19 protein-coding genes are annotated in these 21,762 nt (G+C 54.1%); 9 read left to right on the forward strand and 10 right to left on the reverse strand.

Annotated features, from left to right (window positions below):
* Positions 1-107: 107 nt before the first annotated feature.
* The 4 genes from ACQZQY_RS02055 to ACQZQY_RS02070 form a co-directional block, all read right to left on the reverse strand.
* Positions 108-1,247 carry a glycerate kinase gene (locus ACQZQY_RS02055; protein WP_431296544.1) on the reverse strand — a complete coding sequence of 380 codons (1,140 nt, stop codon included), beginning with the start codon at positions 1,245-1,247 and terminating at the stop codon, positions 108-110.
* A 120-nt stretch (positions 1,248-1,367) separates the two neighbouring features.
* On the reverse strand, positions 1,368-2,258 hold the full coding sequence (gene garR / locus ACQZQY_RS02060) for a 2-hydroxy-3-oxopropionate reductase (RefSeq protein ID WP_431297239.1): 891 nt from the start codon (positions 2,256-2,258) through the stop codon (positions 1,368-1,370).
* A 26-nt stretch (positions 2,259-2,284) separates the two neighbouring features.
* Positions 2,285-3,055 (reverse strand): 2-dehydro-3-deoxyglucarate aldolase, encoded by a 771-nt coding sequence (gene garL, locus ACQZQY_RS02065; protein ID WP_122096455.1) that lies wholly within the window; start codon positions 3,053-3,055, stop codon positions 2,285-2,287.
* A 55-nt stretch (positions 3,056-3,110) separates the two neighbouring features.
* On the reverse strand, positions 3,111-4,457 hold the full coding sequence (locus ACQZQY_RS02070; RefSeq protein WP_431296545.1) for an MFS transporter: 1,347 nt from the start codon (positions 4,455-4,457) through the stop codon (positions 3,111-3,113).
* A gap of 538 nt (positions 4,458-4,995) precedes the next feature.
* On the opposite strand from ACQZQY_RS02070, the gene garD reads away from it, so the two are divergent.
* A complete protein-coding gene (gene garD, locus ACQZQY_RS02075) occupies positions 4,996-6,567 on the forward strand; it encodes a galactarate dehydratase (RefSeq protein ID WP_431296546.1) in 1,572 nt (523 codons plus the stop codon).
* Positions 6,568-6,636: 69 nt separating this feature from the next.
* Here garD and exbD read toward each other — a convergent pair whose 3' ends face one another.
* Positions 6,637-7,071, reverse strand: coding sequence for a TonB system transport protein ExbD (gene exbD, locus ACQZQY_RS02080; protein WP_122096457.1), 435 nt, complete (start codon positions 7,069-7,071; stop codon positions 6,637-6,639).
* A gap of 9 nt (positions 7,072-7,080) precedes the next feature.
* Positions 7,081-7,986, reverse strand: a complete 906-nt coding sequence (exbB, locus tag ACQZQY_RS02085) for a tol-pal system-associated acyl-CoA thioesterase (RefSeq protein WP_235533407.1) — start codon at positions 7,984-7,986, stop codon at positions 7,081-7,083.
* 521 nt (positions 7,987-8,507) lie between these two features.
* Here exbB and ACQZQY_RS02090 point away from each other — a divergent pair.
* The 5 genes from ACQZQY_RS02090 (at position 8,508) to ACQZQY_RS02110 (ending at position 13,617) form a co-directional block, all read left to right on the forward strand.
* Positions 8,508-9,485 carry a TRAP transporter substrate-binding protein gene (locus tag ACQZQY_RS02090; RefSeq protein WP_431296547.1) on the forward strand — a complete coding sequence of 326 codons (978 nt, stop codon included), beginning with the start codon at positions 8,508-8,510 and terminating at the stop codon, positions 9,483-9,485.
* A 62-nt stretch (positions 9,486-9,547) separates the two neighbouring features.
* On the forward strand, positions 9,548-10,060 hold the full coding sequence (locus ACQZQY_RS02095) for a TRAP transporter small permease (protein WP_136375494.1): 513 nt from the start codon (positions 9,548-9,550) through the stop codon (positions 10,058-10,060).
* Between the two features lie 13 nt (positions 10,061-10,073).
* Entirely contained in the window at positions 10,074-11,366 is a 1,293-nt protein-coding gene (locus ACQZQY_RS02100) for a TRAP transporter large permease (protein WP_122096459.1), read from the forward strand.
* Between the two features lie 173 nt (positions 11,367-11,539).
* Positions 11,540-12,733: a cystathionine beta-lyase gene (metC, locus tag ACQZQY_RS02105; RefSeq protein WP_217203694.1), complete on the forward strand. Its 1,194-nt coding sequence runs from the start codon at positions 11,540-11,542 to the stop codon at positions 12,731-12,733.
* A gap of 224 nt (positions 12,734-12,957) precedes the next feature.
* Positions 12,958-13,617, forward strand: coding sequence for a DedA family protein (locus ACQZQY_RS02110; protein WP_056772927.1), 660 nt, complete (start codon positions 12,958-12,960; stop codon positions 13,615-13,617).
* An 18-nt stretch (positions 13,618-13,635) separates the two neighbouring features.
* Here ACQZQY_RS02110 and ACQZQY_RS02115 read toward each other — a convergent pair whose 3' ends face one another.
* On the reverse strand, positions 13,636-14,577 hold the full coding sequence (locus tag ACQZQY_RS02115) for an AraC family transcriptional regulator (protein ID WP_056772930.1): 942 nt from the start codon (positions 14,575-14,577) through the stop codon (positions 13,636-13,638).
* A 287-nt stretch (positions 14,578-14,864) separates the two neighbouring features.
* Here ACQZQY_RS02115 and dkgA point away from each other — a divergent pair, with 287 nt between their 5' ends.
* Positions 14,865-15,689 carry a 2,5-didehydrogluconate reductase DkgA gene (gene dkgA, locus ACQZQY_RS02120; RefSeq protein WP_136375496.1) on the forward strand — a complete coding sequence of 275 codons (825 nt, stop codon included), beginning with the start codon at positions 14,865-14,867 and terminating at the stop codon, positions 15,687-15,689.
* A 65-nt stretch (positions 15,690-15,754) separates the two neighbouring features.
* On the opposite strand, the gene ftsP is transcribed toward dkgA, so the two are convergent.
* From ftsP to parC, 3 genes are all read right to left on the reverse strand, one after another.
* The gene (gene ftsP / locus ACQZQY_RS02125) at positions 15,755-17,170 is read right to left on the reverse strand and encodes a cell division protein FtsP (RefSeq protein ID WP_056772937.1); all 1,416 of its coding nucleotides are present in this window, start codon (positions 17,168-17,170) and stop codon (positions 15,755-15,757) included.
* Positions 17,171-17,239: 69 nt separating this feature from the next.
* Positions 17,240-17,977: a 1-acylglycerol-3-phosphate O-acyltransferase gene (locus tag ACQZQY_RS02130; protein ID WP_183850091.1), complete on the reverse strand. Its 738-nt coding sequence runs from the start codon at positions 17,975-17,977 to the stop codon at positions 17,240-17,242.
* A 216-nt stretch (positions 17,978-18,193) separates the two neighbouring features.
* Positions 18,194-20,467, reverse strand: coding sequence for a DNA topoisomerase IV subunit A (gene parC / locus ACQZQY_RS02135; RefSeq protein WP_056772944.1), 2,274 nt, complete (start codon positions 20,465-20,467; stop codon positions 18,194-18,196).
* Between the two features lie 323 nt (positions 20,468-20,790).
* Between parC and ACQZQY_RS02140 the strand changes: the two genes are divergently transcribed.
* Both ACQZQY_RS02140 and ACQZQY_RS02145 read left to right on the forward strand, forming a co-directional pair.
* A complete protein-coding gene (locus ACQZQY_RS02140) occupies positions 20,791-21,378 on the forward strand; it encodes an NAD(P)H-dependent oxidoreductase (RefSeq protein WP_056772948.1) in 588 nt (195 codons plus the stop codon).
* A 31-nt stretch (positions 21,379-21,409) separates the two neighbouring features.
* Entirely contained in the window at positions 21,410-21,715 is a 306-nt protein-coding gene (locus ACQZQY_RS02145; protein WP_056772951.1) for a putative quinol monooxygenase, read from the forward strand.
* The last annotated feature ends 47 nt before the right edge of the window (positions 21,716-21,762 follow it).

Below are 21,762 nucleotides of genomic sequence, written 5' to 3' on the forward strand. Positions count from 1 at the left end.
CTAACGTAAAATCGTCGGGAATAAAACACAAAAACCGGCGCAGGCTGGGCCTGAACACCGGTTTTTTAATGACGCATTGTTGCTGATTTTTTACTGTAAATAAGCTTTCAGAGCTTTTGCGATAACTTAATGGTCGCGGCAATATTGCGTGCTGATTTACGCAGATTATCAGCGGCATTTTTCAGCGCATCTTCCAGCGTACACACACTGTAGAGCACGCTGAAAACCGCATCCAGCCCGTGTGCATACACCACATCAACATCTTTCGTCAGGCTGCCCGCAATGCCGATCACAGGTTTGTTATAACGCTTGGCGACCCGCGCCACGCCGATCGGCACCTTGCCGTTGATGCTCTGGCTGTCGATTCGTCCTTCACCGGTGATCACAAGCGTCGCATCTTTCACTAACGCATCCAGCCCCAGGGCATCGGTGACGATCTCGATGCCCTGACGCAATTCCGCGCCGCAGAATCCGTACAGTGCTGCGCCCATACCGCCGGCCGCGCCTGCGCCGGGAACGTGCTCAACATCGATACCCAGATCCTGTTTGATCACGCTGGCGTAATGATGCAGATAACCGTCGAGTTGCTCGATCATCTCAGGCGTTGCGCCTTTTTGCGGGCCAAAGATAGCAGACGCACCGTCTTTGCCGGTCAGCGGATTGGTCACGTCACACGCCACTTCAAAGCGGCATTTTTTGATCCGCGGATCCAGCCCGCTGATATCAATGTGATGCAGTTTCTCCAGCTCACCGCCGCCCTGGCCGATCGGTTTACCCTCATGAGTCAGTAACTTCGCGCCCAGCGCCTGCATCATGCCAGCCCCGCCGTCATTGGTGGCGCTGCCGCCGATACCGATGATGCAGTGTTTGACGCCATGGTCGAGTGCCGAATGGATCAGTTCGCCTGTGCCATAAGAGGTGGTTTTAAGGGGATTGCGCTGCGCCGCCGGGACACTTTCCAGCCCGCTGGCGGCCGCCATTTCGATAAAGGCGATTTTCTCGTCGCCGGAAAGCCCGAAGAACGCGTCGAGCGGTGTGCCCAGCGGGCCGGTAACATTCACTTTTACGATGCGTCCGCCGGTCGCCGCGACCATGGCTTCTACCGTTCCTTCACCGCCGTCTGCCACCGGCAATTTAATGTATTCCGCCTCAGGAAAAATCTCACGAAATCCGCTTTCGATGGCCTTCGCCACATCCAATGCAGACAAACTTTCTTTGTATGAATCCGGTGCGATCACTATTTTCATAAAGTCATTACCTTCATAACTGCACGCGCCGTTGTGGAATAGCGTCCTGTCAGTTTTGCTTTCTGCCGGAAGGGCAACGCGGCACGATTCACGTACATCTGGCCGCGCGGCCACCTCTGACTAACGGGTAACTTCAACCTTCGCTAAGTTTTCATAATAGCGTGCAATGGCGCTATGGTCAGATTGCCCGTGACCATCCGCTTTCAGAGCCTGCATCATTTCCATGACCAGCGAGGTCAGAGGCAGTTGCGCACCCACGCCATGAGAGGTGTCGAGTGCATTGGCTAAATCTTTGATGTGCAAATCAATACGGAAGCCCGGTTTGAAATTGCGATCCATCACCATCGGCGCTTTCGCTTCCAGAACGGTGCTGCCTGCCAGTCCACCCCGGATGGCCTGAAATACCAGGTTAGGATCGACGCCCGCTTTGGTGGCCAGCACCAGTGCTTCTGACATTGCCGCAATGTTCAGCGCAACAATGACCTGGTTCGCCAGCTTAGTGACGTTACCCGCGCCGATGTCGCCGGTATGCACCACAGATCCCGCCATCGACTTCATGATGTCATAGCAATGATCGAACACGACTTTATCACCGCCAACCATCACCGACATAGTGCCGTCGATGGCTTTTGGTTCGCCGCCGGAGACAGGGGCATCCAGCATCGCAATTTGTTTCGCTGCCAGCGCTTCGCTGATTTCACGGCTGGCCAGCGGTGCGATGGAACTCATGTCGATGAAAATCGTCCCGGGACGCGCGCCTTCGATCAGGCCGTTTTCGCCCAGCGCCACGTCTTTCACCTGAGGCGAATTTGGCAGCATAGTAATGATCACGTCAGACTGTTCAGCGACCGCTTTCGGGGTGTCAGCAGCGGTGGCACCCAGCGCAACAATTTCGCCCACGGTATCAAGATTGCGGTCCATGACCACCAGTTCATACCCTGCTTTGAGCAGGTTTTTACTCATAGGCTTGCCCATGATGCCTAAACCAATAAAGCCAATTTTCATTCGAATGTCCTCTGATTATTGATGTGATGAGATCACTTAGTGAAGCGATCACACAGCGCCTGCGTTCCTGCGCGATAAATACCCAGGTCGCTGCCAACGGCCACAAAGGTCGCGCCCCATTCCATGTAGCGGCGCGCATCGGCTTCGACCGGTGCCAGAATGCCGCTGGATTTTCCGTGGGCTTTTGCGCGTTCAAAAATGTGACGAATGGCAGCCTGTACTTCCGGATGACCGGCGTTGCCGAGGTGCCCCATGCCAGCGGCCAGATCGCTTGGCCCGACAAATATGCCGTCAATGCCGTCGGTAGCGGCAATCGCATCGAGGTTATCAACGCCCTGCTGGCTCTCGATTTGCACCATCACCGTGATGTTGTCGTTAATGCTGGTGAAGTAGTCCGGCACCGTGCCAAACATGTTGCTGCGATGCGAAACGGATACGCCGCGGATCCCTGCCGGCGGATAGCGCGTGGAGGCGACGGCACGTTCGGCCTGCTCCTGCGTCTCTACAAACGGGATCAGGAAATTGTAGAAACCGATATCGAGCAGACGTTTAATCACCACCGGCTCGTTGAAAGGTGGTCGCACGACCGGCGCACTTTTGCTGCCTTTAAGCGCCATCAGCTGTGGAACAAAAGTGCTGATGTCATTGGGTGCGTGTTCGCCGTCGAGCAACAGCCAGTCAAATCCTGCGACACCCAACACTTCTGTGGCAATCGGGTTGCACAATGCGGCCCAGCATCCGATCAGCGTTTTGCCTTGCAGTAAGTCCTGACGGAACCGGTTTGGAATCATTGGATTACTCATAGTTGACCTCGTTATAGGGCGGGCGCGGGAGTTCCCGTCTGCCCGCCATCGCAATTTACTGTTTCTTTAGTTCGAGACGTTTGATTTCACCGACGACCAGCAGGTAACACAGCATCGCCATCAGGGCGGAACAGCCGACGAAAATCAGAGCCATGTTGAAAGAATGCAACCCTTTAACGATATAGCCGATGACCAGCGGAGTAACGATTGACGCGACGTTGCCAAAGACGTTGAAGATACCGCCGCACAGGCCAATCACTTCTTTCGGCGCGGTATCTGCAATCACCGGCCAGCCCAGCGCACCGAAGCCTTTACCGAAGAACGCCAGCGCCATCAGGGTAACGACCAGGGTATTGTTATCGGTGTAGTTACATAAAATGATGCTGGTGGCTAACAGCATGCCCAGCACAATCGGAATTTTACGCGCCACGGTCAGGGAGAAATCGCGTTTGAGCAGGTAGTCGGAGAACACGCCGCCGAGTACGCCACCGGCAAAGCCGCACAACGCCGGAATGGCCGCAATCATCCCCACCTTGAGGATAGACATACCCTTTTCCTGAACCAGATAAATCGGGAACCAGGTCAGGAAGAACCACGTAATACTGTTAATAAAGTATTGGCCGAAGAAGATCCCAAGCATCATGCGGTTGCTCAGCATCTGGCGCACATAGCTCCATTTCGGGCCACTTTTCGCGCCGTCGGCTTTTTTGTGGTCGATGTCGACCACCGCGCCGCCTTCTTTAATAAATTCCAGCTCGCTTTTTGATATGCCAGGGTGTTCCGGCGGGTTGTGGATAAATTTGATCCACACCAGCGTCAGCACAAAACCAATCACCCCCATCACGATAAAGACATGTTCCCAGCCCCAGGCGTAGGTCAGCCAGCCGAGCAGCGGAGAGAACAGCGCGAGCGAGAAATACTGTGCGGAGTTAAAAATCGCCGAAGCCGTTCCGCGTTCTTTCGTCGGGAACCAGGCCGCCACGATACGGGCGTTGGCCGGGAAGGAAGGCGCTTCGGAGAAACCGAGCATAAAGCGCAGTATGAACAGCGTCAGCGCGCCGTACGCCAGCGGGAACCAGCCCACAAAACCTTGTAGCAGCGTGAACAGTGACCAGAAAAACAGGCTGTAGGTGTAGACTTTTTTGGAACCGAATTTGTCCAGCAGCCAGCCACCAGGCAACTGCATGATCAGATATGCCCAGCCAAACGCCGCGAAGATTTGCCCCATATCAGCGGCATCCAGGCCCAGCTCACGCGCGACCTCGGTACCGGCAATGGAAAGCGTTGCACGGTCGGCATAATTCACCGCCGTGATAAGGAATATAATCAGCAAAATATAATAGCGAATATGTGTTCGCGTCTTACTTTGCGCCAGCACTCGGGACTGGGATTGAACGCTCATGGTGACCCTCATTTTACTATTACGGAATCATTCGCAGAGAAATTACAGTTATCGAAATAACGTTTTTACTTTTCGCCTGCTGTTTTCCTTTATATGAGACAGACATTTCATAATTATTTATTTATGTCTGAAATTTACCTGTATTGCTTTGAACGCTACCTTCAGAGGGCCAACACAGTATAAAAAACGATGCCTCAAATAACACTGTGCATTCGCACAAGAATACGCCGGTTGAAAACGACTATTCTTTTGCATTCACACATCATTGTGGGAGGATAATCACAGTTCACGCGGCGACTGAAGCCCCACAGACCAAAGGGTGATATTCATCACATTTATTCTGTCACCTGCCACACAGAATGACGTTCAGCGGGTGAAAAGCTGGTCAGTTGCACAATGAGGTTCCCGGACAGCTGTTTTATAATGGATGCATACCCTGTATTGCCGAAAAGACAAAACGCAACATTTGTACGCTACGAATTCAGAGAATTAACCGAAGGTTCTTTTTTCGGGATGTTTAATAAACGCGGAGACAGTTATGTCACGTAATAAAGATAAAGAGCATGCAACCGACGCACTTTTCATTAAAGTTCATGAAAACGATAACGTTGCCATTATTGTGAATGATAACGGCTTAAAAGCCGGCACCCGATTTTCAAATGGTCTGGAATTAATTGAGCATATTCCTCAGGGCCATAAAGTTGCTTTAGAAACCATTGCCAAAGGCGGCGATATTATTCGTTATGGTGAAGTGATTGGTTATGCCGTGCGGGAAATCGCCCAAGGCGGCTGGATCGACGAATCCCTGGTCGAACTGCCGGTCGCCCCGGAACTTAACAGCCTGCCGCTGGCTACCCGGGTTCCCCCTGCGTTGCCGCCGCTGGAAGGCTTCACGTTTGAAGGCTACCGCAACGAAGACGGCAGCGTAGGCACTAAAAATCTGCTCGGCATTACCACCAGCGTTCACTGTGTGGCGGGGGTGGTGGATTACGTAGTAAAAATCATCGAGCGTGATTTACTGCCCAAATTCCCTAACGTCGATGGCGTGGTGGCGCTGAATCATCTGTACGGATGTGGCGTGGCGATCAACGCACCGGCAGCGGTCGTCCCGATCCGCACCATTCACAATCTGGCACTGAACCCGAACTTTGGCGGCGAAGTCATGGTGGTCGGCTTAGGTTGTGAGAAATTACAACCTGAACGCCTGCTGGAAGGCACGCCGGACGTGCAGGCCATTTCCCTCGACGACACCCATATCGTCCGTTTGCAGGATGAGCAGCACGTCGGCTTCCAGTCAATGGTTGACGATATCCTGACCGTCGCGCAGTTCCATCTGGAACGGCTGAACCGTCGTCAGCGCGAAACCTGTCCGGCCTCTGACCTGGTGGTCGGCATGCAGTGTGGCGGCAGCGACGCATTCTCCGGCGTGACTGCCAATCCTGCCGTGGGCTTCGCCTCGGATCTGCTGGTTCGTTGCGGCGGCACGGTGATGTTCTCTGAAGTGACGGAAGTGCGCGATGCGATCCACCTGCTGACTCCGCGCGCTGCTGACGTCAGCGTCGGTAAACGCCTGCTGGAAGAGATGGCCTGGTACGATAATTATCTGTCCCTCGGACAAACCGACCGCAGCGCCAACCCGTCGCCGGGCAACAAGAAAGGCGGACTGGCTAACGTGGTGGAAAAAGCACTCGGTTCGATTGCGAAATCGGGCACCAGCGCAATTTCAGAAGTATTGTCTCCGGGCCAACGCCCGACCAAAAAAGGCCTGATTTTCGCCGCGACGCCAGCCAGTGATTTCGTCTGCGGAACGCAGCAACTGGCCTCGGGCATCACTGTGCAGGTCTTTACCACCGGGCGCGGCACGCCGTACGGCCTGCTGGCGGTGCCGGTGATAAAAATGGCTACCCGCACCACGCTGGCGAACCGCTGGCATGACCTGATGGACATCAACGCCGGTACGATCGCCACCGGGGATGCCACCATCGAAGACGTCGGCTGGGAGCTATTCCACTTTATTCTGGACATCGCCAGCGGTCGTAAAAAAACCTGGTCCGATACCTGGGGTATTCACAATGCGCTGGCGGTATTTAACCCGGCGCCGGTGACCTGATCTGCCACATCACCAAAGCAAAAGGCCAGCAATGCTGGCCTTTTTTATGCTTCGGATCTGAAGGATAACTTACTGAGCCGCTGCTGCGCCCGTCTGTTCTGCACCTACCAGCCCGACTTTCAGATAACCGGCTTTACGCAGGTTATCCATCACATTCATCAGCGTTTCGTAGTCCACCGTCTTATCTGCACGGAAGAAAATCGTACTCTGCTTATTGCCCTGAGTACGCTGATCGAGCATGGCAGTCAGGTTGTCGCTATTTACCGGGCTGTCGCCGAGGAACAGCTGTTTGTCCGATTTCACCGTCAGGAAGATCGGTTTCTCAGGACGCGGCTGCGCTTTCGCCGTGGAAGCCGGTAAATCTACCCGCACATCTACGGTGGCCAGTGGCGCAGCGACCATGAAGATGATCAGCAGAACCAACATAACGTCGATAAAAGGCGTGACGTTGATGTCATGCATTTCACCGCTTTCGTCGATATCGTCGTTTAACCGAATAGCCATAATCTGTTCTTATCCTACGCGTAACTGACCTGTCTGACCGCGCGGCGCATCGCCTTCGCTGGCAGCCAGATCCAAATCACGGCCCTGTAACAGGATAATCTGCGCCGCCACGTCGCCAACCTGATGACGATAGGAAGTGATGGTACGGGCGAAAATGTTATAGATAACCACTGCAGGGATCGCAGCAACCAAACCCACCGCGGTCGCCAGCAGGGCTTCTGCAATACCTGGTGCCACAACGGCAAGGTTAGTGGTCTGGGTTTGGGCGATACCAATGAAACTGTTCATGATGCCCCACACGGTACCAAACAGACCGACGAACGGAGAGATCGCGCCGATAGTGGCGAGGATCCCATTGCCCCGGCCCATGTGACGCCCGGCAGCACCCACACGACGCTCCAGACGGAAACCGGTACGTTCTTTAATGCCATTGTTGTCGGTCGAACCGGCAGACAGCTCAAGTTCATTTTGCGCATCGCGGATCATTTGTGCGCTGATGCTGCTGGCGGCGAAACTCTCAGCCTGCTCGGCAGCTTCGTCCAGCGTACGCACGGAAGACAACGCATCAAATTCACGGCGCATACGGCGTTTCGCGCTGAACACTTCCGAGCCTTTGCTGAACAGCAAAGCCCAGGTGACAACGGACGCCAACAGCAGGCCGATCATGACAGTTTTCACCACCACGTCAGCATGATGGTACATGCCTAACACGGACAGATCGGTAGGGATGACGGGAGCTTCCGCTGGTGAGGATTGCATAACCGGCGCGGGCGTGGTATCTGCCGCAGCAGGTGCCGGTTGCGTGGTTTCAGAAGTGACAGCATTCGCCGCCGGCGTCGCAGGTGCAGCCATTGCGTTACCGCTCAGGCCAACCACCAACATTAACGACATCAATACTGAGGTCGTTTTTTTCATCTTATTGCGAGCCGTTTTCACGCGTCGCCTCCAGCCAGAATCAGTGTATATGGGTTAAATAACGCCGAATTGTATCAAATAAAAAGACCTAATTGATAGTCGTTCTCATTATTATTTACATTGTCCCGCCTGCTGACGCGGGTGTCCTTGACGGATGACAAGGTTTTGAGTCTTTGGTCAATACTTCAACAGTTATACACGGGTCACACTTTTGCAAAAAATCCCGCAGTAAATCAATCGCCTGAAAATAATTATCAAAGACAAAACAATGTTTTAAATATTAAGTAACAGAATTTTACATTTGTTATTAATTTGTGATAACGCTCAAATACCCGGCAGTTATAAATAAGGTAAGGTCTATGTACCGGGGAAGACCATACACCGGAATTTCCTGTATCCGTTTAATTTATAAGACAATTTATAAAATTCGCATGAGGTTCCGTCAGCGCACGGCGCGCCAGACCGGTTCATTTTCGCTGTAACTTTTCATTCCCTTACTGAATTCCCCTGGAGACAAACTGATGAAAATGCAAAAAGCACTTCTCAGCCTTTGCCTGAGTTCCGCGACCCTGTTATTCACTTCCGGCCTGTCCGCTCAAACGTTGAAAGCCGCCGACGTGCATCCGCAAGGTTACCCGAACGTCGTTGCCGTCCAGCATATGGGCGAAAAGTTGCAAAAACAAACAGACGGACGCCTTGAAATCAAAACCTTCCCCGGCGGTGTACTGGGCGACGAAAAGCAGGAAATTGAACAGGCACAGCTCGGTGCGCTGGATATTATTCGCGTATCAATGACCCCGGTGGCCTCAATCCTGCCCGAAGTCAACGTGTTCACCCTGCCCTATATTTTCCGCGATGAAGATCACATGCACAAAGTGCTCGACGGTCAGATTGGCAAAGAGATCGGCGATAAAATTACCAATAACCCGAACTCCCGGCTGGTATTTCTCGGCTGGATGGACGGCGGGACCCGCAATCTGATCACCAAAGAACCGGTCGTCAAACCGGAAGACTTGAAAGGCATGAAGATCCGCGTTCAGGGCAGCCCGATTGCGCTGGCAACGCTGAAAGCCATGGGAGCAAACCCGGTCGCTATGGGCGTCAGTGAAGTGTTCAGCGGTATGCAAACCGGGGTTATCGACGGCACGGAAAACAATCCGCCAACCTTCGTCGCGCACAACTACCTGCCGGTGGTGAAAAACTACACCTACAGCCGTCATTTCATTATTCCTGAGCTGTTCCTGTACTCAAAAGTGAAATGGGACAAGCTGAAACCGGAAGATCAGCAATTAATCCTGAAACTGTCGAAAGAAGCCCAGGATGAGCAGCGTGAACTGTGGAAAGCCTATAACGAAAAAGCCCTGGCCACCATGAAAGCGGGCGGCGTGAAATTCTACGACATCGATCCGGCGGCCTATGTTCAGGCCACCCAGTCCGTTCGCGATGAGTTCGGTAAAGACCATAAAGATCTGATGCAGCAAATCGCTGACGTTCAGTAACCACTGTCTCTGACACGGGCAGCTCCTGCTGCCCTTTTCCGACACTCACCGGGGGAGACTTTATGATTTCCGGATATCACACCCTGATGGACATTCTTTACCGCGCCGCAATGTGGCTTGCCGGGATTGCATTATTACTGATGGTCGCGGTGATCCCCATCGGGATATTCGCCCGCTACGTCATGAACAGCGCACTGTCGTGGCCTGAGCCGGTTGCCATCATGTGTATGGTGACGTTCACCTTTATCGGCGCGGCCGTGAGTTATCGTGCGGGTTCTCACATCGTGGTGGCGATGGTCACCGACCGTCTGCCTCCTGCCCTGAAAAAGTTCTCGGCGCTGCTGTCAGATCTGATGATGCTGGCGATCAGCATCTTCATTTTCTGGTACAGCCTGCATTTGTGCAGCGAACTGTGGCTCCAGCCGGTGGCGGAATTCCCGCTGCTGACCGCCGGAGAAACCTATTTACCGCTGCCCGTGGGCTCTGCCCTGACGATCTTATTCATCATTGAGCAGATCATTGCCGGGCCGCAGCATCAGCGCCCTGTTGTGATGCTGGGAAATTCCGACGCCTGACCCGGAGAGACTTATGGATGCACTCATTTTACTGTTAACGCTGGGGGTGATGCTGGCGATCGGCGTGCCGGTGGCTTACGCCGTTGGCCTCAGCGCGCTGGCCGGTGCCTGGTGGATCGATCTGCCGCTTGAAGCACTGATGATCCAGCTGACCAACGGCGTGAATAAGTTTTCACTGCTGGCGATCCCGTTCTTTATTCTGGCCGGCGCGATCATGGCTGAAGGAGGCATTGCCCGCCGGCTGGTGAGTTTTGCCTATATCTTTGTCGGGTTCATTCGCGGCGGTCTGTCGCTGGTGAACATTGTCGCCTCAACCTTTTTCGGCGCGATCTCCGGCTCATCGGTGGCGGATACCGCGTCGATTGGTTCGGTGATGATCCCGGAAATGGAGAAGAAAGGTTATCCGCGCGATTTTGCCGCTGCGGTCACGGCCAGCGGCTCGGTGCAGGCGATCCTTACGCCGCCGAGTCATAACTCGGTCATTTACTCGCTCGCCACGGGCGGTACGGTGTCGATCGCCGCACTGTTCATCGCCGGTATTTTGCCCGGTTTACTGCTCAGCCTGACCCTGATGGTGATGTGCGTCGTCTTTGCGCATCAGCGCGGTTATCCGAAAGGTGAACGCGTGCCGTTTCGTCAGGCACTGAAGATTTTCATCGATACGCTGTGGGGCCTGATGACCGTCGTCATCATCATGGGCGGAATTCTCAGCGGGATTTTCACCGCCACGGAGTCTGCCGCCATCGCCTGCCTGTGGTCATTTTTCGTCACGATGTTCATTTACCGCGATTACAAATGGAGTGAACTGCCGAAACTGATGTACCGCACGGTGAAAACCGTCAGTATCGTCATGATCCTGATTGGCTTCGCGGCCAGCTTTGGCGCCGTGATGACCTACATGCAATTGCCGATGCGCATCACCGAATTCTTCACCTCGATCTCCGACAACAAGTACGTGATCCTCATGTGGATCAACATCATGCTGTTGTTGATCGGTACGCTGATGGACATGGCGCCGATCATTCTGATCCTGACGCCGGTCCTGCTGCCGGTGGTGTTATCACTGGGCATCGATCCGGTTCATTTTGGCATGATCATGCTGGTGAACCTGGGGATCGGGCTTATCACCCCGCCGGTCGGGTCGGTGCTGTTTGTCGCCAGCGCGGTCAGTAAACAGAGCATTGAGAAAGTCGTCAAAGCCATGCTGCCGTTCTATTGCGTGTTGTTCCTGGTGCTGATGCTGGTGACCTATATTCCTTCGATTTCGCTGTTCCTCCCCAAACTGTTCGGCGTCTACACCGGATAAAACCTCTGCCAGGCCCGTCATTTCTGACGGGCCTTTCCTTGTATAAAAGATTGGCTGAAATTTTCTCATTCAACCGGCAAAAACCTGATCCTGTGATTTCATCATGTTAAGTTAATGAGATATCAGCGGATGCCAGAGAGCATCGCTCTACAAAACAGGGTGAAACACGGATTATGTCGTCGAAGAAAATCGAAACCGCGCTGATAAGCGCCGGACGGGACAAGAAGTTCACGCAAGGTTCGGTCAATGCCGTCATTCAGCGCGCCTCCTCGCTGGTGTTTAACACCGTGGCGGATAAAAAACACGCCACCGCCAACCGCGCTAACGGAGAATTGTTTTACGGTCGTCGTGGCACCCTGACGCATTTCTCGCTGCAGGAAGCGATGGTCGAACTGGAAGGCGGCGCAGGCTGCGCGCTTTATCCCTGCGGCGCCGCGGCGGTCAGTAATGCGGTATTGTCATTTGTCAGCACCGGCGACCACATTCTGGTGGCCGGTTCCTCTTATGAACCGACGCAAGATTTCTGCGAAAAAGTGCTGAAAAAACTCGGCGTTTCCACCACCTATTTCCCGTCCGATATCGGCGCAGACCTCGGTTCTCTGATGCAACCGAACACCCAGGTCGTGTTTCTCGAATCACCCGGTTCTATCACGATGGAAGTGCCCGATATCCCGGCCATGGTGGCGTCCGTGCGCGCGGTGAACCCTGATGTTGTCATCATGATCGACAATACCTGGGCGGCGGGCATTCTGTTTAAGGCGCTGGAGTTTGATATCGATATTTCGATTCAGGCGGGTACCAAATATATCGTCGGGCATTCCGATGCGATGATAGGCACGGCCGTTTCTAATGCCCGCTGCTGGGAACAGTTGCGCGAGCATTCTTATCTGATGGGGCAGATGGTCGATGCCGATACGGCCTACGTCGCCAGCCGGGGTTTGCGCACCATGGGCATCCGCCTCAGGCAACATGAGGAAAGCAGCCTTCGTATCGCGCAGTGGCTGGCAGAGCGTCCGGAAGTGGCGGTAGTCAACCATCCTGCCCTGCCTGGCAGTAAAGGTCATGAATTCTGGAAACGCGATTTCACCGGCAGCTGCGGTTTGTTCTCGTTCGTGCTCAAACAGCGCCTGAGCACGCAGCAGCTTTCCGATTACCTCGATCACTTTGAACACTTCAGCATGGCTTACTCCTGGGGCGGATTTGAATCGCTGGTGTTAGCCAATCAGCCGGAAGAAATTCAGGCGATCCGTCCGGCTGAAACCGTTGATTTCACCGGTACGCTGGTGCGGCTGCACATCGGGCTGGAGCATTGTGATGATTTGATCGCCGATCTGACCCTGGCGTTTGAACGAATCGGCGCTGCCTGAGCCTCAGGGATTGCGACGTACCGCGCAGATCGTTAAGGTATCTGTCGGATTTTCATTCGCAAAATGAGAATAATCTGTAAGCTCTCCCTGTACCGGTGAACACTACCGGGGCAGGCGATCTTTTTTGAAGTGATCTCAGATCAACGTCTCCGGGCGGGATCCGCGGTACACTGGCAAGTGACAGCGATTGTTACGAAAAGCACACGACAGCAACAGGAAAGAATATGGCAGTGATTTGCGACATTTTTCATGCACTCTGGCGGCATGATTTTACTATGCTCGCCGACCCCAATCTCCTTTGGGTCATTTATGCTGTCCTGTTCACCACGCTATTTCTTGAAAATGGATTGCTTCCTGCTTCCTTCCTGCCCGGCGACAGCCTGCTGCTGCTGACCGGCGCGCTTATCGCCAAAGGGGTGATGAGCTTTTTCCCGACGCTGATTATTCTGGTGATTGCCGCCAGCCTCGGCTGCTGGCTGAGTTACATACAGGGGCGCTGGCTTGGGCATACCCGCGTGGTCAGGGGCTGGCTGTTGCAGCTTCCGGCGCATTATCATCAGCGCGCCCACCGGATGTTCACTCAGCACGGATTAATGGCGCTGCTGGTAGGCCGTTTTCTGGCTTTCGTGCGCACTCTGCTGCCGACAATGGCGGGGATTTCCGGCCTGAATAACGCCCGTTTCCAGTTCTTTAACTGGCTGAGCGCTATTCTTTGGGTGGGCGCGGTGATCACACTGGGCTTCGCCATGAGCCACATTCCGCTGGTTAAACGTCATGAAGATCAGGTCATGGCCGGGCTGATGATTTTACCGGTGGTGTTGCTGGTCATTGGCCTTGCGGGCGGAGTCGTGGTGCTGTGGAAAAACCGCAAAGCCCACGCATGATCGTCACGGATCGCCCGGTCAGAATACGGCTTTAAAGGAGGCATCGGCGCTGGCCGATGCACCAAACGTACTTTCCCTCAGGCGCGCAATCTCGTCGCTTGGGGTCACCCCAAAATAACGCTTAAACTCCCGGCTGAACTGCGACGCACTTTCGTACCCCACCTGCAGGGCCGCTGAGCTGGCTTTGAGTCCGTCGTAAATCATCATCATGCGCGCTTTATGCAAACGATAGGTTTTCAGATATTGCAGCGGTGACGTGCTGGTGACCGCTTTAAAGTTGTGATGAAACGCCGACACGCTCATGTTCACTTCACTCGCCAGAATTTCCACGCTGAGATTATCTGCGTACTGAGCCTCAATGCGGCGCAGGGATTTGGTGATCTGACTGAAATGCGTGTGACGGTTGACCAGCGCCTGCAATGCCCCGCCATTCTCGCTGGTAAGGATGAAGAACAGGATTTCGCGGATAATCTTCGGCCCCAGCACGCGGGCGTGTAACGGCTTATCCATCACATCCAGAAGACGTTCAGTGGCACACAGGATATCGTCATCAAGAATACCGGAGTTGATCCCGGTGGAAGACTCCCGCTGGCTGGCCATCGCTTCATCACCCATGTCCATCAGCAAGTCCTGCAACATCGTGTTATCGATGCTGATTTGTATACCGGCCATTGGCTGATCCGGGCTGCCAAAGGTTTCGCATTCGAACGGCAGCGGCACCGTCAGCATCAGATAATTATGCGGATCGTAGGAGAAGGTTTTCTTACCGAGATAACCGACTTTGCGCCCCTGAAACAGGATCACCACGCCAGGGTTATAGAGCACCGGCTGCCTTGCATGGTACTGCGTGGTGTACATCAGCGTGACCTGCGGTACCGCAGATTTACTGAGTATTTTGTCCCCGCTGAGCTGCGCAACGCGTGCTGACATGCGGGCACATAAGCTGTCCACATTTTCCATAATTCCTGCTCTCCGCCTTCGATAAACCGGCATCAATAGTGCCATATTCCCCCCGGTTTCTACAGAGACAAGCAGAAACAGGCAAGCCTTAAGCAGGAATGAGCATCTTCCGCGCGACGATTTGGCCTTACAGTAAAAACGGTCCGGCTGGCTTTGCGTTGAAAATAAAATCAGTAGCTTGCTCAGCAAGATGCTGTTTCGTTAACTAGACTTAGTCACAGGCTAAAGCCCCATCCCTCTCTGTGCCCGCGCATTTTGCGGGCACTCTGCCCATTAAGGAGAAACTCATGGCAACGCAACCCATCATAAAACTTCACGATGGCAACCTGATGCCTCAGTTAGGACTTGGCGTATGGAAAGCCAGTAATCAGGAAGCCAGTGCCGCGGTGAAAACCGCCATTGAAACCGGCTATCGCCACATCGATACCGCCGCCATTTATAAGAATGAGGAAGGCGTCGGCGAAGCCCTTGCCGCCCGTCTCGTTCCTCGTGAAGAGCTGTTCATCACCACCAAACTGTGGAATGACGATCAGTTGAACGCACCTGAAGCGCTGGAAACCAGCCTCAAAAAACTGCAAACAGATTACGTTGATCTGTATCTGATTCACTGGCCGCAACCGCAACAAGGCCACTATGTGGACGCCTGGAAGGCGCTGCTCAAGCTCAAAGAACAAGGTCTGGCGAAGAGCGTCGGCGTGTGTAACTTCCCTCTCGAGCATTTGCAGAAACTGAAAGATGAAACCGGTATTTTCCCGGTCGTTAACCAGATTGAGCTGCACCCGCTGATGCAACAGCGTCAGCTGCATGCGTGGAACGCAACGCACAATATTGCGACGGAATCCTGGAGCCCGCTGGCACAGGGCGGTGAAGGCGTATTTGATCAACCTCTGATTCAAAAACTGGCGGAAAAGTACGACAAAACGCCGGCGCAGATCGTGATCCGCTGGCATCTGGATAACGGGCTGATTGTGATCCCTAAATCCGTGACGCCAAAACGCATCCGTGAAAACTTCGACGTGTTTGATTTTAAGCTGGAGAAGGAAGAGCTGGCGGAGGTTACCAAGCTCGACAAGAGCCAGCGTCTTGGGCCTGATCCGAAAAACGATCTGTAAGCCAGTCGCTTAACGTCATAAAACAAAAACCCGCCGCGGCGGGTTTTTTATCGGGCAAAACGCCGTTACATCGACGGCTGAACCAGCATATTTCCGGCGGAACCCCGGTCGGCGAGTTCCAGCGCCCCGCTGCGATAGACAAACGGGAAATGCTCGTACGACGGCTGGTTGAAATACACCAGCAGTTCCACATCGCCATCGACCCACACCGTATCTTTAAAGCCGGCGTCTTCCACCAGCGGCGCAGCGCCGTTGACGCTTTTCACCAGGAAAGACACCCCTTCGGCATGGAACGATTGCGGCATATCCGCATGGATTGTCCAGCGCTCCCACGTTCCCTGCTGGGCCGTGAGGTCAATCCGGTTAATATCCCAGGTCGCACCGTTCACACCCGGCTGACTGTCGCCGAGGCGCAGGTCGCGGGTGCGGATCACGTTGCCGGAAAGGATTTGATCCGCCAGCAAGCGCATCGGCAGATTATCTGTCACCAGCGGCAGCAGGCCGGTCGGCTTGAGCGTCAGCACCAGCGTGGAAACCAGAATGCTCGACGGTTCAAACAACCCGCGTAAACGCTCCATCACGCCCGCGGCTTCACCGGCGGTAATCGACACTTCTTCACCCTGCGACATGTCCACCAGCACTTCGCGGCGTTCACCCGGCGCCAGCGATAAACGCTGCACGGTCATCGGTGCAGGCAGGAACCCGAGATCCGAGGCGACCACGTGGAACGGGCGGCCATCACTCATGTTCAGTTCATAACGGCGGGCATTTGAGGCATTGAGTAAACGCAGACGCACCCAGCCGCGTGAAACTTCCACGAACGGACTTTGCACGCCATTCACCAGCATGGTATCGCCGAAGAATCCGCCGGAAGCGGGCGTGTCGTACTGCGGCACGCCAAAACTGTCCAGGCGTTTGTCCTGAATGATCAGCGGGAAATCATCCACACCGTAATGATTCGGCAACGGGAGATTTTTACTGATTTCGTCTTCGACAATCCACATTCCCGCCAGTCCGTTATAGACATGCGGTGCCATGCGGTTAGGGGTGTTGGCGTGATACCAGCAGGTCGCAGCGGGCTGGCGGATAGGCAATACCGGCGACCAGTCAACGCCCGGCGACATCATGCGTGCGCCACCACCGGTGAGCGTACCCGGTTCGAGCAAACCGCTGATGGTCATCGACACCGGTTCTGCCAGACGGTTACTGTAAATCAGCTTAACGTCATCACCACTGTGCACTTTCACCGTCGGCCCGAGATACATGCCGTTAATCCCCCAGACCGGGGCTTTGGCACCGCCCAGAAACGACCAGTGGGCTGACTGTAAAGTGAGAAACAGGGGTTGTCCACGACGCGATTCAAGCAGCGGCGGAACGGGCAGGGCCGGTTGCGAACCACTCGCTTCTGCTTTAAATGGCAGAGCACCTGCGGCAAGTGCCACGCCGGAGGCTTGCAGGAACGAGCGACGACTGAGTGACATATCTTCTCCATGAAAACATAAGTAAGCCCCGTCGCCATCAATGGCAGCGGGTGTGGTAGGTAGTGAATTTTATTTCTTATCTGCGGCTTCGCGTTGCGCCACTTCGGCGTCCAGCTCGGCGATTTTATCCGCCATCAGCTTGTGGCAGTGCTCAGACAACTCGCGCAAACGGTCTTTCGTATAACCGGTAGTATCGACAGGCGGCAGCATTTCAACAATGACGTGGCCGTTGTACCAGCGGTTGAGTTTGACCTTGCCATTGGTGTTCGACACACAAATCGGCACGATCGGCACACCGGCGGAAATCGCGGCATGGAAAGCACCGGTTTTGAACGGCATCAGGCCGCGTCCACGGCTGCGTGTCCCTTCCGGGAACATCCAGATCGACAGATCTTTTTTCTTAATCTGATTCACAACCTGCGAAATCGTGCCGTGGGCTTTCGCGCGGTTATTACGGTCAATCAGCAGGTTGCCGGTAAGCCAGTACAGCTGACCAAAGAAAGGGATCCAGACCAGGCTTTTTTTGCCCACGGTCACGGTGCCCGGCATCACAACCGATGACGCGGTCACCATGTCGTAATTGTTTTGATGGTTGGCGATATAAATACATTTACCGTTATTCGGTGCTTGTGCGGGAATACGCTTTTCAACGGTCAGGCCGAAAACGGGGGCCAGATGGCCAAATAACTTACCAAACGTCGCCACATGCTTCGGATTACGCGGGCTGAACAGACAATAAATACAGCCAAAAATACTCACCAGGATCGAGTAAATCACCACGATTATCAGTCGTAAAATAAATAACATAACATCCTCTTAAAACTACAGCCGAAGCCGGTAAGAAACCTTTGCAGTTCAGATCCCGTGCGCTGAGCTATTCTCAAGCCTGATTCAACGCTATACAACGGTTTTGTTTATACAAATGTAAAATCTTTGCACTGCACAACAGTCTCAAACAATAGCTGAACTCTACAACGTAGACAGGGCACAAATGTGCCCTGTCAGTGCCATGAAGCCCGCGCGTTATTCTTCGCTGTCGCCACCTTTGCTGCGAACCGGCGCATCCACTTCGACGCGATCGATTCGTTGCAGGCCACGTGGCAGAAGGGTTCCCTTGCGCCCGCGTTCAGCGCGGAATTTCTGCAAATCTTCAGGACGCAGCACCAGTTTGCGTTTTCCGACGTGCAACGTGATCGACGTCTGCGGTGGCAACACCAGCAACCAGGCGAGTTTGTCTTCGCCGGAAGCGGCCTGCGCCGATGGGATTGAAACAATTTTGTTACCCTTGCCCTTCGACAACTGCGGCAAATCAGCCACCGGGAATAACAGCATGCGCCCCGCCGCTGTCACGGACAGCAGCATGTCGTCGGCGCCATTGAGTTCGATTGGCGCAAAGGCTTTGGCGTTGTCCGGCAGAGTAATCATCGCTTTACCGGCACGGTTACGCGCCACTAAATCGTTGAAGGTACAGACAAAACCGTAGCCTGCATCGGAGGCCATCAGCAGTTTCTGATCGTCTTGCGCCATCAGGACGTGTTCGATGGTGGCGCCCGGCGGCGGTGTCAGCTTCCCGGTCAGCGGCTCACCTTGCCCTCGAGCGGAAGGCAGCGTCATTGGATCGAGTGCATAGCTGCGCCCGGTAGAGTCGATAAACACCACCGGCTGATTGGTCTTGCCTCTGGCGGCAGCGCGGAAGCTGTCACCGGCTTTGTAGCTCAGCCCGGCGGCGTCAATGTCGTGGCCTTTGGCGCTGCGTACCCAACCCGATTCAGACAAGACGATAGTCACCGGCTCTGACGGCAGGATGTCGTGCTCGCTCATCGCCTTGGCTTCTTCGCGTTCCGTTATTGGCGAACGGCGTTCATCACCAAAGGATTCGGCATCAGCCTGAATTTCTTTGCGGATCAGCGTGCTGAGTTTGCGTTCAGAACCCAGAAGCGCCTGCAGCTGATCGCGTTCTTTCGCCAGCTCGTCCTGCTCACCCCGAATTTTGGTTTCTTCGAGTTTTGCCAGGTGGCGTAATTTCAGCTCAAGGATGGCTTCAGCCTGCGTATCCGACAGTTCGAAACGCTGCATCAACACCGGTTTGGGTTCGTCTTCGGTACGGATGATGTGAATAACTTCATCAATATTCAGGAACGCCGTCAGTAAACCTTCAAGGATATGCAGGCGCTTAAGCACCTTATCCAGACGGAAGTTCAGGCGGCGGCGCACGGTATCACGGCGGTAGGCCAGCCATTCGGTCAGAATTTCCACCAGTCCTTTCACTTGCGGACGATGATCCAGGCCGATCATATTCATGTTAATGCGGTAACTGCGTTCCAGATCGGTGGTGGCGAACAGGTGATTCATGACCTGATCGAGATCGATACGGTTGGAACGCGGCACCACCACCAGGCGGGTCGGGTTTTCGTGATCGGATTCGTCACGAAGATCTTCGACCATCGGCAGTTTTTTAGCCCGCATCTGGCTGGCGATTTGCTCCAGCACTTTCGCGCCAGACACCTGATGCGGCAACGCGGTGATCACCGCACTGCCGTCTTCTTTATGCCAGACCGCACGCATGCGCACCGAGCCTTTGCCCGATTCGTACATTTTGCGGATTTCGCTGCGCGGCGTAATGATTTCGGCTTCGGTCGGGAAATCCGGACCCTGCACAAATTCCAGCAGATCATCCAGCGAGCTGCCCGGTTTTTCCAGCAGCGCCACTGCCGCAGCCGCCACTTCCCGAATGTTGTGCGGCGGAATGTCCGTCGCCATCCCCACGGCAATGCCAGTGGTGCCGTTCAGCAAAATGTTCGGCAGACGCGCAGGCAGCATTTTCGGCTCCTGCATGGTGCCGTCAAAGTTCGGGACATAATCCACCGTCCCCTGACCCAGCTCACGCAGCAGCACTTCTGCATATTTAGACAGACGTGATTCGGTATAACGCATCGCCGCGAAGGATTTCGGGTCATCCGGCGCACCCCAGTTACCCTGCCCGTCAACCAGCGGATAACGGTAGGAGAACGGCTGTGCCATCAGCACCATCGCTTCATAACAGGCGCTGTCGCCGTGCGGATGGTATTTACCCAGCACGTCACCCACCGTACGGGCGGATTTTTTAAATTTGGCGTTATTACTCAGGCCCAGTTCGGACATCGCGTAAATAATACGGCGTTGCACCGGCTTGAGGCCGTCACCGATAAACGGCAGCGCGCGGTCCATGATGACGTACATGGAATAGTTGAGATAGGCGTTCTCAGTAAACGTGTGCAGTGCTAAACGCTCTGTTCCGTCATGAGTCATTTCGCTCATTGATGTTTAATCCTCAGACCCGTGGCGTTATCGTTTTGGAAATTAAGGAAGCTTGCCGCGCGGGCACGCAAAGGCACCCGCCGCGAGGCAATGATGTCCGCGATAGTACATCATCTGCCGTATTGCTGTCACAGTTGCTGTGTTTATGCGTTGTTTTTAAGCAATTACCGGACAGGCATCGCGCTCATTTGTCAGTTAAATCGGTCAATTATTGCATCTGCGTCAATAGTCTTGTGCGCAATATCACATTTTTTCGCGATACAGGGTTGGGTACACTGTGTGGTAACAGCCTGAAGGCCAGAATTCATTTTAAGGAAAACTCCATGAGCAACATCCTGATCATCAATGCCGGTAAAACCTTTGCCCACTCGAAAGGCGCGCTGAACAACAGCCTGACCGACGTCGCCACCAGCTTTCTTCGCGATAAAGGCCATGACGTACGCGTCACTGTGCTGGAAGAGGGTTACGACGTGCAAACCGAAATCGAAAGCTATCTGTGGGCCGACGCCATCATTTATCAGCAACCGGGCTGGTGGATGGGCATGCCGTGGACGCTGAAAAAATACATCGATGAAGTCTTCACCGAAGGCCACGGTAAACTGTACGCCAGCGATGGCCGTACCCGTTCTGATGCCGCGAAAAAATACGGTTCCGGCGGCCTGTTACAGGGCAAATGCTACATGCTTTCCGTCACCTGGAACGCACCGCTGGAAGCGTTCGAAGATAAAGAACAGTTCTTCCACGGCGTGGGCGTTGACGGCGTGTACCTGGCGCAGCATAAAGCCAACCAGTTCATCGGCCTGGATACCCTGCCAACGTTCATGTGTAACGATGTGATCAAGCAACCTGACGTCGAAGGTGATTTCGCCCGTTATCGTGCACACCTTGAAAATGTGTTCGGTCAGGCCTAAGGTAAAAAGTCATTCGTGTAATGAGGTAGTTATGATCACTGTTATCGCCGAAATCAAAGTAAAACCGGGCCGTCGCGAGTCGGTTATGGAAAAGATTACCGCGCTGTTGCCCAGCGTTCTCGAAGAGAAAGGCTGCCATCGCTATGAGCCTTACATTGATTTCAACGGCCAGATCCCATGGCGTAAAACCGTACCTGATTCCATTTTCATGCTGGAAGACTGGGAAAGCCTGGCGCATCTTGAAGCGCATCAGCAGGCAGCGCACATGGACAAACACCGCGAAAACATTAAAGCCGACGTGCTGGATGTAGTGATCCATATTATCGAAAAAGCGTAATCGTAAGATCTGCGCGGATCAGAAAACAAAAATGCCGGAGCTGCAAA

The sequence above is a fragment of the Rahnella sp. PAMC25559 genome (assembly GCF_050632365.1).
GTDB classification, from domain to species: domain Bacteria; phylum Pseudomonadota; class Gammaproteobacteria; order Enterobacterales; family Enterobacteriaceae; genus Rahnella; species Rahnella rivi.

Bases quoted from the DNA above. Each gene is read 5' to 3' on its own strand.
- ACQZQY_RS02055 (WP_431296544.1), bottom strand. From the start codon at position 1,247: ATGAAAATAGTGATCGCACCGGATTCATACAAAGAAAGTTTGTCTGCA.
- garL (WP_122096455.1), bottom strand. From the start codon at position 3,055: ATGAGTAATCCAATGATTCCAAACCGGTTCCGTCAGGACTTACTGCAA.
- ACQZQY_RS02070 (WP_431296545.1), bottom strand. From the start codon at position 4,457: ATGAGCGTTCAATCCCAGTCCCGAGTGCTGGCGCAAAGTAAGACGCGA.
- garD (WP_431296546.1), top strand. From the start codon at position 4,996: ATGTCACGTAATAAAGATAAAGAGCATGCAACCGACGCACTTTTCATT.
- exbD (WP_122096457.1), bottom strand. From the start codon at position 7,071: ATGGCTATTCGGTTAAACGACGATATCGACGAAAGCGGTGAAATGCAT.
- exbB (WP_235533407.1), bottom strand. From the start codon at position 7,986: ATGAAAAAAACGACCTCAGTATTGATGTCGTTAATGTTGGTGGTTGGC.
- ACQZQY_RS02090 (WP_431296547.1), top strand. From the start codon at position 8,508: ATGAAAATGCAAAAAGCACTTCTCAGCCTTTGCCTGAGTTCCGCGACC.
- ACQZQY_RS02095 (WP_136375494.1), top strand. From the start codon at position 9,548: ATGATTTCCGGATATCACACCCTGATGGACATTCTTTACCGCGCCGCA.
- ACQZQY_RS02100 (WP_122096459.1), top strand. From the start codon at position 10,074: ATGGATGCACTCATTTTACTGTTAACGCTGGGGGTGATGCTGGCGATC.
- metC (WP_217203694.1), top strand. From the start codon at position 11,540: ATGTCGTCGAAGAAAATCGAAACCGCGCTGATAAGCGCCGGACGGGAC.
- ACQZQY_RS02110 (WP_056772927.1), top strand. From the start codon at position 12,958: ATGGCAGTGATTTGCGACATTTTTCATGCACTCTGGCGGCATGATTTT.
- ACQZQY_RS02115 (WP_056772930.1), bottom strand. From the start codon at position 14,577: ATGGAAAATGTGGACAGCTTATGTGCCCGCATGTCAGCACGCGTTGCG.
- dkgA (WP_136375496.1), top strand. From the start codon at position 14,865: ATGGCAACGCAACCCATCATAAAACTTCACGATGGCAACCTGATGCCT.
- ftsP (WP_056772937.1), bottom strand. From the start codon at position 17,170: ATGTCACTCAGTCGTCGCTCGTTCCTGCAAGCCTCCGGCGTGGCACTT.
- ACQZQY_RS02130 (WP_183850091.1), bottom strand. From the start codon at position 17,977: ATGTTATTTATTTTACGACTGATAATCGTGGTGATTTACTCGATCCTG.
- parC (WP_056772944.1), bottom strand. From the start codon at position 20,467: ATGAGCGAAATGACTCATGACGGAACAGAGCGTTTAGCACTGCACACG.
- ACQZQY_RS02140 (WP_056772948.1), top strand. From the start codon at position 20,791: ATGAGCAACATCCTGATCATCAATGCCGGTAAAACCTTTGCCCACTCG.
- ACQZQY_RS02145 (WP_056772951.1), top strand. From the start codon at position 21,410: ATGATCACTGTTATCGCCGAAATCAAAGTAAAACCGGGCCGTCGCGAG.